The following is a 9350-nucleotide window of genomic DNA, read 5'->3' on the forward strand; positions in this document are numbered from 1 at the left end:
GATTAAAGATTAGTTATTGTGACTAACTCTTTTGGTTCGAGAAAGATCAACTTGAGAATCTTCAGGCGAATTTATTGACTCAAAATCAGCTGTACTTAATTTAAATGAATCAACCCTAACATCGGGGGGGGCTTACCTCTTGCCTCTTGCCTCTTGCCTCTTGCCTCTTGCCTCTTGCCTCTTGCCCATTGCCTTTTGCCTATTGCCTATTGCCTCGTCTCAACAAGCAATTTAAATTACGAACAGCTTATAGGACGTTTTTGAACCACCAAAAATTAATTATGCAAAAGGTCTAATAAATAAAAGAGCATCAGCAAATGATGCCCTTTGTGGCTGAATATTTAAGTAGTTACAGCTTTGATCCTAAGGATGAAGTATGCTCTTGTCTGCGCTCGTCTCCTGACTCGGAGAATTCTGACTCCCGAAAACGAAAACTTTATACTTCATCATTAAGATAAACCCCCTGCTTAGGCGGTGCGTTTTTTCATACTACCTAGTTCTCGAATGCCTAACCAACCGATCAAACTATAGCAAATCGATAGCAACATACTTTGAATACCAATTCTTAACCACTGTTTCAAAGCCTCCAAGTTAGCTTGGCTTTCTGCCTGTTTTCGTCGATCTTGCAGCTGAGTTTGTAGCTGATTTTTGATCTCATCTAATCGCTGTTTAAACTCCTTCGGTTTTTTGGATAAATCCCGTAAATTAGTTAATTGTTCTCTTTGTTGGCGGAGGGTCTGTAACTGTTCCGTGTTGATCGGTTGTCCTTGGAAACGACCAGTTTCAATTACTTGATTTCTCTGAGAGATCTCCTGTTCTAATAGTTGGGGATTTTGCGATAGAGTATTTAACTGGGCTAAGAAAGCTTGAATTTGTCCCTCCCCTTGGTCAACACCCTGTTCAATTTGAGTCAAAGCGTTGTTTTTAATCTGGTTGATATTATTGATATGAACAGGAATCATCAACAGAAAAACTAAGCCTAACAGTGCAGAAAGCAAAAAGATCGGCCAACGCAATTCAAAGCGGGATTTTCTAGGAATGACATCTCTATTGTTAGCGTCAATCCAGTAAGCGATTAAAACGAGAACGATACCCAGGAGAGGAACAATTCCTCGATCGACAAAGGTGGTGACGAACCCTACCTGCCATTGGGATTGACTGAATCGATAGGGCAGCGGCAGGATAAACCCATCCAAAAGGAAGGAAATAATGAAAACCAATCCCGCTAATTTCAGGGACAAAGAAGTAAAGCTGTTCATCGCTGTTTCTGTAATGGTATGTCAATGAATAGATTCATTAGCCTGTTTAAAAGTTCTCCCTGGGGGTTCCCAGAAGGATTTTGCCGAGAGGCACTCTGACAAACTGCAATTTCTAATTAACTCTTGCTCGACCTCCTGCCCAACACTATGGTTAAATCGTTCTGCTTGTCAACCCCCTTCGAGAATCGACTCTAGAAATATTACCTCAATATGGTATCGGTAAACTTAATCCCTTTCAAAGAATAAAATTTTCCCAAGCTCTCAGATGAGTCCTGAATGGTTAGCCTATAGTAAAGACAGCCCCCTGAGTTGATAACAAAACCCATGCAGAAATTGGTGGAAGTTTTAGCTGATAAACAAGCTCTGATCGCAAAATCTCTGGCGCTGGTTCTGGAAAAAATCACAACCAGCCTCGACCAACAGGACTATTTTACGATCGCTCTGTCCGGCGGTAGTACCCCGAAACCTCTCTACGAGGCTTTATCCTCTCAACCCCTCGACTGGTCAAAAATTCACGTTTTCTGGGGAGATGAGCGCTACGTTAGTCCCAAGCATCCTGACAGTAATCAACGCATGGCCCGGTTAGCATGGCTCGATCGCATACCGATCCCGGCCGCTAATATTCATCCTATGCCCACGGATGACCCCGATCCCCAGCTGGCCGCCCAAAAATACGATGATCATCTCCGCCAATGGTTTGGGGTCAATTCTCCCGATTTTCCCGTTTTTGACCTGATTTTATTGGGAATGGGCGATGATGGTCACACCGCCTCTCTCTTTCCCCACACGGCAGCTTTAACGGTGAGCGATCGCTGTATCACCGTCGGCGAGAAAGACGGCAATCCCCGCTTAACTTTTACCGTTCCCCTGATCAATCAGGCCCGTTGTGTGATCTTTATCGCTGCCGGCGAAAGTAAACGCCCCGCTCTACATGAGATTTTCTCTGCCTATGGTGACTCTTTCTCCTATCCTTCCCGTCTCATCCACCCCCCGGCCGGGGAATTATATTGGTTGCTCGATGCGGCCGCTGGTTCCTCTTTTGTCTAGAGAATAGGGTCAACTAAAACCCTAAAACCCTAATCTGCTTTTTAACTTTTTCCTTTTTCCTTAAAAATGATCGTTTGTCCTAATTGCGAACATACTAACCCCGATGAGGCCAGTCAATGCGAGGCCTGTTACACTCCCTTGCCGCGGATGTCTTCCTGTCCTAGTTGTGGGGCAACCATCCAAACTGATGCCACCTTTTGCGGTCAGTGTGGCTACAATTTACCGCCTAATTCCGTTCCCATGGTGGCAGCCCAACCCGAATCGGAACCTGAACCCGTCCCACCAGTCCCTACACCCACCGTCGCCTCGATCGCACCTCCTCCTGTTGCTCCTCCACCAGTTCCGGCTGCCACCCGCTTACAGACGGAAATAGCTAGTTTGCAGCACCTGCAAACCGATAGCAAAATTGAATTACCCCTACATCTATCGGTAATTCATATCGGCAAACCTAACGATCGCATTCCCCCCGATATCGATGTTTCCGGTTTTCCCGATTCTGATATCGTCTCCCGGGTTCAGGCCGATATCCGCGTCGAAGCGGGCATCTATTACCTCGAAGACACGGGCAGCGCTAACGGAACCTACGTTAATCACAATCCCCTACCCCCCGGCAATCGTCATCGTCTCCGGGCTGGCGATCGCATTTCCCTCGGTAAAGGGGACAAAATGACTTTTATTTTCCAAATGTCCTAAAAGGGGACAGGTGTTAGGGGACAGGTGTTAGGGGTTAGGGTTTTAGGGTTTTAGTTGAATTTCCCCATTTCCCCATTTCCCCATTTCCCCATTTCCCCATTTCCCCATTTCCCCACTTCCCCACTGAAAATTATGCGTACAAATTGGCGAATCGGCTCTTTATTGGGCATTCCTCTCTATATTGATTCCTCGTGGTTTTTGATTCTGGCTTTTGTCACCCTGATCAATGCCACTGATGCAGAAATTCAGTCTCTGGCCGCCCAGAGTTCTGTTTTAGCGTGGTTACTTGGTTTAATCATGGCTTTATTGCTGTTTATCTCGGTTTTATTCCACGAATTAGGTCATAGTTTCATGGCTCGTTCCCAAGGCATCCAGGTCAATTCCATTACCCTGTTTCTCTTTGGAGGTATGGCCTCGATCGATCGAGAATCTCGGACTCCTCCCCAGGCCCTGCAAGTAGCGATCGCTGGACCCCTCGTTAGTTTTCTCCTGTTTTGTCTCTTATCCCTAGCCAGTCACTTACCCTATTTAAACGCCAATTTAACCTATATATGCGGACATTTAGCGATAATTAACCTGTTTTTGGCTCTATTTAATCTTATCCCCGGTTTACCCCTCGATGGGGGTCAAATTTTCAAAGCAATCGTCTGGCAAGCGACCGGCGATCGCTGGAAAGGGTTACATTGGGCTGCGATCAGTGGTCAATTAATCGGTTGGTTGGGGATTATTTTGGGGATTTTCTTGGTTCTCTTGACGGCAGATGTGGGGGGTGCCTGGTTAGGATTAATAGGCTGGTTTATCCTCAGAAATGCCCGCGCCTACGATAATTTGACTAATTTACAGGAAAGTCTCCTCAATTTCACAGCGGGAGAGGTGATGAGCAGAAATTGGCGGGTTTTAAACGCCCATCAAACCCTAGAGGAATTCGCCCAAGAATACGTTTTAGACCAAGCAGCCGCCAATACTGCTTATTTTGCTGCGTCCGAGGGACGTTATCGGGGATTAATTCGGGTGGAAGATTTACAGGCGATCGAGCGGAGTTTCTGGTCAGAAAAACAACTGCTTGATATTGCCCATCCCCTCGCAGAAATTCCCACTGTTGAGGAAAAAACCCCCTTAGTGACGGTGGTGCAGAAATTGGAAACCATCCCGGACCCAATGATCACGGTGTTAACACCAGCCTCCGCCGTAGCGGGAGTGATCGATCGCGGCGATATCCTCAAGGCAATTGCGATTAAATACCAACTTCCCCTAGAGGAAACGGATATTAAACGCGCTCGCGAGGGAGTTTATCCCAGTTATTTGCCCTTAAATGTCATTGCTGCCGCTCTTGACAAGAGTGAACCGCCAAAAATCGGCGAACCGTCCTTAATGTCCTGACGTAGAGAGGATGGACGATAATAATCTTGAATATGGCTAATCCGAAAATTTCCTCCCTGGTTAACCTGCCACAATTTCCCCGTTTCCACATCTAAACAACTTAACCAGCCTTTACCGTAGGCCCAAGTATCGATACAAATGGCATGGCCGAGATTAATCGGTTTACCGCTTTTTTGGCTGGTATGACCACAAATCATGGTTTTTCCCGAACTATGGGCGGCTGGATCTTGAAATTTCTCCCAAAAGAGTTTGTATTCTGGTTGTCTGGCCAGGGGTAGATGGGGATCGAGACCAGCGTGAACAAATAAATGATTTGCAGTTTCGTAGCTATTTATACAGACTTTTCCTAAAAAATCCCAGTGAGATTCAGGAATTTTAATCAGGTGGCCTTCGCTATAGGATTTTAGCGTGGCTTTACCGCCTTTTTCTAACCAGAGACGCTGTTTGAGGGGGTTATGACGGGCTTGCAGCATGATAATCTCGTGATTACCTTTGAGGGGAATCAAATTTCCCTGTTTATGTAGGGAAATCAAGCGATCGATCACCCCTTTCGAGTCTCTGCCCTTATTAACGTAATCACCGAGGGTGATTAGAGTATCTTGCGGTTTGGGATTGACGATCTCTAGCAAGTGATCTAGAGCTTTCGAGCAACCATGAATATCGCCGATCGCTAAGGTTCGCATGAGGATTTGGTAGGGGACTAGGGCATAGGTAGGGTCTGCGGCAAAAAGTTTTTCGTGGGGGCAGGGTGTGGGGTGTAGGGTGTAGGGTGTAGGGTTTTACCGATTTTGAGGTAGTCAGTTACCTAATTTTCAGGGAAAAAGTCCCGGAATTTTACCCCCGATCACTCCAATGGTCGGCACTTTTTGAGGGAAAAAAAGTCTAAAAGCCTTATCCAACAAAGTTTTTAGATTTATTCAGCCAGCCCTAGGTACAGGTAAAAGTATTAAAGAAATCTGTTCACGACAAACAGCGATTATCGGTGATCTTGCTTAGGGTAACAAAAAGGCTTACAGTAAAATGTACCATAAATTATCAAATCTACTAAATTAATTAAGCTGTGCCGAAAGTTGTTATTGCAGGTAACTGGAAAATGTACAAAACCCAAAGAGAAGCTTTGGAGTTTTTGCAAGATTTTAAATCCCATCTAGATGAAACCCCCGACGACCGAGAAGTAGTTCTTTGCGCGCCTTTCACCGCTTTAGCTGTCCTCTCTAAAACCCTCCACGGTGGTCGTATCCGTCTGGGGGCGCAAAATGTCCACTGGGAAAAATCGGGGGCTTATACGGGCGAAATCTCGGCGGATATGTTAACCGAAATTGGGGTTCACTATGTGGTTATCGGTCACAGTGAACGCCGGCAATATTTTGGCGAAACCGATGAAACCGTCAATTTAAGGGTCATATCTGCCCAAAAACAAGGTTTAATCCCGATTATCTGCGTGGGAGAAAGTAAAGCCCAAAGAGATGCCGGAGAAACGGAAAAGGTAATTATCAAGCAAATTCAAGCAGGTTTAGTCAATGTTGACCAAAAAAACCTCGTTATCGCCTACGAACCCATCTGGGCGATTGGCACGGGGGAAACCTGCGAAAGCGAGGAAGCGAACCGCGTTATCGGTTTGATTCGGCAACAATTAGATAATCCCGAAGTAACCATTCAGTACGGTGGTTCGGTAAAACCCGATAATATCGATGAAATTATGGCTCAATCGCAGATAAACGGGGCTTTAGTCGGTGGGGCAAGTCTAGACCCCGCCGTCTTCGCCCGCATTGTTAATTATCGTTAATTGATGCTGCTGCCATGACGCTATTTTCCAAAACCCCGATGCCTTCTATTTCCACCCGAACCTTATCCCCCACCTGCATCGGTCCGATTCCTTCGGGAGTTCCCGTTAAAATCACATCCCCCGGCAGCAGGGTCATCACTTGGGAGATATAAGCCACCAAGACATCGGGGGGAAAAACCATATCACTGAGATAACTGCTTTGTTTGGGTTCGCTGCCATCATTGAGAAAAGTGGTTAATTGGGCCCCGATACTCAATTCCCGGACAATCCAAGGGCCGAGGGGACAAAAACTGTCAAATCCTTTCGCCCGCGTCCATTGGCTATCTTTTTTCTGTAAATCCCTAGCGGTGACATCGTTAGCAATGGTATAACCCCAGATTTTGCTTCTGGCCTGGGCTGTGGTGCAGTTTTTGGCGGTTTCTCCGATAATTAATGCCAATTCTCCTTCATAATCCACTCTTTGGGATTGGGGCGGATAAAAAATCGGTTCACCATCGGCAATAATTGTCGTCGGTGGCTTGAGAAATAAAAGCGGTTCTTCTGGTACAGGTGTTCCCATCTCGGCGGCGTGGGCGCGGTAATTTTTGCCCACGGCAATAATTTTCGACGGGAAACAGGGGGCTAATAGTTGGTAGCTATCAGATTCTAATTCTAGTTTGGTTAGTTGCCCTCCTTGCCAGGGAGGGGCATCAAAGACGGCAACGCTACGGTTTAGCTGTAACAGTCCGTAGAAGATTTGTCCTTGACGATGTTTCACTCGTACATAGCGTTGCGCCATATTTTTCTGGGAATGACTAGCGATCGACTCTCGGATAGTAGTATGATCATATATCCTTGCTTCTTTATTAAAAGCTAGAGAGTTATGAAAATCAATTAACTCCTGGCCTTGACAAAGAAGCCTTCTAGTCCATAAGGATTCTGACATGAGCAATAACTACGAAACTCTTTACATTCTCCGTCCCGATTTAGGGGAAGAAGTCGTTCAGCAACAAGTGGAACGTTATCGGACTCTGATTAGCGAACACAGCGCCACAGACATTGAAGTTAAGGTGTGGGGTAAAAAACGTCTGGCCTATCCCATCAAAAAACTCAATGATGGTGTCTATGTGCAGATGAATTATCAGGCAACCGGCAAACAAGTCGCCCCCATGGAACGCACCATGCGTTTAAGTGATGAGGTTATTCGTTATTTAACCCTAAAACTCGATCGCGTGGTGGCCCCCCCTGCCGATTTATCTCCCTTAACGGAAATTCCGCCCTCTCCTATCACCGAAGCGGTGGTGGAAGATGACGGTATCTCCGCTGAAGATTAATTATAGTCACAACTGTGTCGGATCAATGCCCAATTCCCGTAATCGGGCAAAAGCGCGATCGCGTTCTTGTTGTGCTTGGTCGCGTTCCTCAAAGAGGGTTTCAGGGTCTTTAAATCGTTCCCCATTGGGATAAAAGACCTCTAAACCCTCTTCAAACATCTCAAACCGAATCCCTAGTATTGGGGAAGTCCAAGGAAAATTCAAGGCCGTTACCGGGAAAAAATCCTCTTGCTGATTGGCCCGCACCAATCCCCAGAAATCATGGGAGTCTGGGTCATAGAAAAACATCTCTAATACCCCATGCTCCCGATAGAAAGACTGCTTTTTGAGCATTTCCCTGGCACTATTGCTCGGAGAGAGGATTTCAAACACCACCTGGGGAGCAATATTGTCTTCTTCCCATTGTTTATAGCTGCCGCGCTCACCCGGTGGACGACCGAAAACCACCATGGCATCAGGAGCTTGACAGGGAGCGGGTGGTACAGTTACCTGCTGGGGATACCAGAGCAAATCCCCGGCGACAAAGACGGTTTGCTCCTTAAATAAATACTTGAGATTGGCAACCAAGCGAACAATCCAGCGATATTGAACTGTGTTGTCGGACATAGGTTTACCGTCGGAGTCAGGATAGAAAAGTTGGGGTTCGATGGGTGCTTGAACCATGCTTTATCTCTTGCGATCGCATTTTTGCCTAACTTTATTGTATCATCGCAAATCCTCGGTTTGAAACCCCGTGCTTTTAGGACGGCTTTGCCTTATACTAAATCCGTTGAGTATAGGCTACATATCAGGACAGGCAAAAGGCTTCGACGGTGAGGTCGGTCGAACCGCCGAACGGCGAAAGGGGGAATAAATAATCAGTTTTTAATAACAGGATTTAGGATTACATCTAAATTTTTAATAAAGTCGAGGTTGAAAATTATCGGGAATATCCAATTCAAATACTTGGTCATGAATCCGAGCCACATAAAACCCTTCTTGCAGAATTTTTTCCCGTAATTCTGATGATAAATGAACCGCCGCTAATATGCCATAGAGTTTTTTATCTTTGTGTTCAGGGAAAAAGCTGCGAAACCGTTGCAAAATGCTTTTTAATTGTGAAATAGACTCCTCTCTGGCATGACTTTTAACCTCGACGATATAAGCAGTATTTAGCTCACCATTGGTATAGGCAAGAACATCAATTTCTAGGTGTTTTCCATCTTTACTGACTCGCACACTAGGACTAACAACTTCCATACCAAAGCGTTGTCTGAGAATCTTTTCCATTGAAGGAAGGGCAAGTCCTTCGGTAAAGCTGCCGAATTTGGCACCGAGTCCCCCAATTTGCTGCCCTAATTCTTTGAGTTGTTTGTCAGTTTTCTTCTGTTGTTGCGCGTTTTCCTTCTGTTGCTGACTAACTTCCTTCAGTTGTTTGTCAGTTTCTTTTTGAGCGGCAGTTAATTCAGCTTGAGCAGTCGCTAATTCGGCTAAGAGTCGCCATACGTCTTCGGATGTAGTTGCCATAGCTAATTTTTTCTCTCTGATTTGGTCTATTGCTATTTTAGTGAATTTTGCCGATTCATGAAGAAGATAGTGCTTCTGCCTTTGACAGAAGAGAGCGTTGACATCCTCGCCGCCGTAAAACGGACGGCGATTCCTCACCACGCCACCTTTTTAGAATGGTCGCTGAATGGGGTTGACGCGACCCGGGATGCTGCTTCTTTAACAGAAGTCTTACGCTTTCCGACCCGTCCATTTAAAGTCTCCGAATGTCCTCCGGCGACCTTGATATTTACCGCAGCGTTTACATCTCGATCATGAAAAGTTCCACAGAAAAGACATTCCCACTCACGGATATTTAACGCCTTTTTCCCGCCGATATTCCCGCAA

The 9350-nt window shown here is 45.9% G+C and carries 11 protein-coding genes; 5 read left to right on the forward strand and 6 right to left on the reverse strand.

Annotation, left to right across the window (positions count from 1 at the left end):
- Positions 1-467 precede the first annotated feature (467 nt).
- Entirely contained in the window at positions 468-1259 is a 792-nt protein-coding gene (locus tag IM322_RS21385) for an HpsJ family protein (protein WP_287674388.1), read from the reverse strand.
- A gap of 324 nt (positions 1260-1583) precedes the next feature.
- Here IM322_RS21385 and pgl point away from each other — a divergent pair, with 324 nt between their 5' ends.
- The 3 genes from pgl (at position 1584) to IM322_RS21400 (ending at position 4379) form a co-directional block, all read left to right on the forward strand.
- A complete protein-coding gene (gene pgl, locus IM322_RS21390) occupies positions 1584-2306 on the forward strand; it encodes a 6-phosphogluconolactonase (protein ID WP_286824700.1) in 723 nt (240 codons plus the stop codon).
- Between the two features lie 66 nt (positions 2307-2372).
- On the forward strand, positions 2373-2999 hold the full coding sequence (locus IM322_RS21395; protein ID WP_287674390.1) for a double zinc ribbon and FHA domain-containing protein: 627 nt from the start codon (positions 2373-2375) through the stop codon (positions 2997-2999).
- A 132-nt stretch (positions 3000-3131) separates the two neighbouring features.
- Positions 3132-4379, forward strand: a complete 1248-nt coding sequence (locus tag IM322_RS21400) for a site-2 protease family protein (protein WP_287674394.1) — start codon at positions 3132-3134, stop codon at positions 4377-4379.
- On the opposite strand, the gene IM322_RS21405 is transcribed toward IM322_RS21400, so the two are convergent.
- Positions 4298-5062, reverse strand: coding sequence for a metallophosphoesterase family protein (locus IM322_RS21405; RefSeq protein ID WP_287674396.1), 765 nt, complete (start codon positions 5060-5062; stop codon positions 4298-4300). The two genes, IM322_RS21400 and IM322_RS21405, sit on opposite strands and share 82 nt — an antisense overlap.
- Before the next feature lie 377 nt (positions 5063-5439).
- On the opposite strand from IM322_RS21405, the gene tpiA reads away from it, so the two are divergent.
- The gene (gene tpiA, locus IM322_RS21410; protein ID WP_287674398.1) at positions 5440-6165 is read left to right on the forward strand and encodes a triose-phosphate isomerase; all 726 of its coding nucleotides are present in this window, start codon (positions 5440-5442) and stop codon (positions 6163-6165) included.
- Here the strand turns inward: tpiA and IM322_RS21415 are convergent.
- Complete coding sequence (locus IM322_RS21415) at positions 6152-6943, reverse strand: fumarylacetoacetate hydrolase family protein (protein ID WP_287674402.1); 792 nt, start codon at positions 6941-6943, stop codon at positions 6152-6154. The two genes, tpiA and IM322_RS21415, sit on opposite strands and share 14 nt — an antisense overlap.
- A gap of 145 nt (positions 6944-7088) precedes the next feature.
- Here IM322_RS21415 and rpsF point away from each other — a divergent pair, with 145 nt between their 5' ends.
- The gene (gene rpsF / locus IM322_RS21420; RefSeq protein ID WP_287078278.1) at positions 7089-7478 is read left to right on the forward strand and encodes a 30S ribosomal protein S6; all 390 of its coding nucleotides are present in this window, start codon (positions 7089-7091) and stop codon (positions 7476-7478) included.
- Positions 7479-7484: 6 nt separating this feature from the next.
- On the opposite strand, the gene IM322_RS21425 is transcribed toward rpsF, so the two are convergent.
- From IM322_RS21425 to IM322_RS21435, 3 genes are all read right to left on the reverse strand, one after another.
- Complete coding sequence (locus IM322_RS21425) at positions 7485-8141, reverse strand: Uma2 family endonuclease (protein WP_287674401.1); 657 nt, start codon at positions 8139-8141, stop codon at positions 7485-7487.
- A 234-nt stretch (positions 8142-8375) separates the two neighbouring features.
- Complete coding sequence (locus IM322_RS21430; protein WP_287699218.1) at positions 8376-8984, reverse strand: DUF3782 domain-containing protein; 609 nt, start codon at positions 8982-8984, stop codon at positions 8376-8378.
- A gap of 134 nt (positions 8985-9118) precedes the next feature.
- A partial coding sequence (locus IM322_RS21435) for a zinc ribbon domain-containing protein (protein ID WP_287687481.1) occupies positions 9119-9350 on the reverse strand: 232 nt, incomplete at its 5' end.

Source organism: Microcystis sp. M109S1 (assembly GCF_020247025.1).
Classification (GTDB): domain Bacteria; phylum Cyanobacteriota; class Cyanobacteriia; order Cyanobacteriales; family Microcystaceae; genus Microcystis.

Excerpts from the sequence above, each read along its gene's own strand:
- IM322_RS21395 (WP_287674390.1), top strand. The coding sequence starts at position 2,373 with ATGATCGTTTGTCCTAATTGCGAACATACTAACCCCGATGAGGCCAGT.
- pgl (WP_286824700.1), top strand. The coding sequence starts at position 1,584 with ATGCAGAAATTGGTGGAAGTTTTAGCTGATAAACAAGCTCTGATCGCA.
- IM322_RS21405 (WP_287674396.1), bottom strand. The coding sequence starts at position 5,062 with ATGCGAACCTTAGCGATCGGCGATATTCATGGTTGCTCGAAAGCTCTA.
- rpsF (WP_287078278.1), top strand. The coding sequence starts at position 7,089 with ATGAGCAATAACTACGAAACTCTTTACATTCTCCGTCCCGATTTAGGG.
- IM322_RS21400 (WP_287674394.1), top strand. The coding sequence starts at position 3,132 with ATGCGTACAAATTGGCGAATCGGCTCTTTATTGGGCATTCCTCTCTAT.
- IM322_RS21430 (WP_287699218.1), bottom strand. The coding sequence starts at position 8,984 with ATGGCAACTACATCCGAAGACGTATGGCGACTCTTAGCCGAATTAGCG.
- IM322_RS21425 (WP_287674401.1), bottom strand. The coding sequence starts at position 8,141 with ATGGTTCAAGCACCCATCGAACCCCAACTTTTCTATCCTGACTCCGAC.
- IM322_RS21385 (WP_287674388.1), bottom strand. The coding sequence starts at position 1,259 with ATGAACAGCTTTACTTCTTTGTCCCTGAAATTAGCGGGATTGGTTTTC.
- IM322_RS21415 (WP_287674402.1), bottom strand. The coding sequence starts at position 6,943 with ATGGCGCAACGCTATGTACGAGTGAAACATCGTCAAGGACAAATCTTC.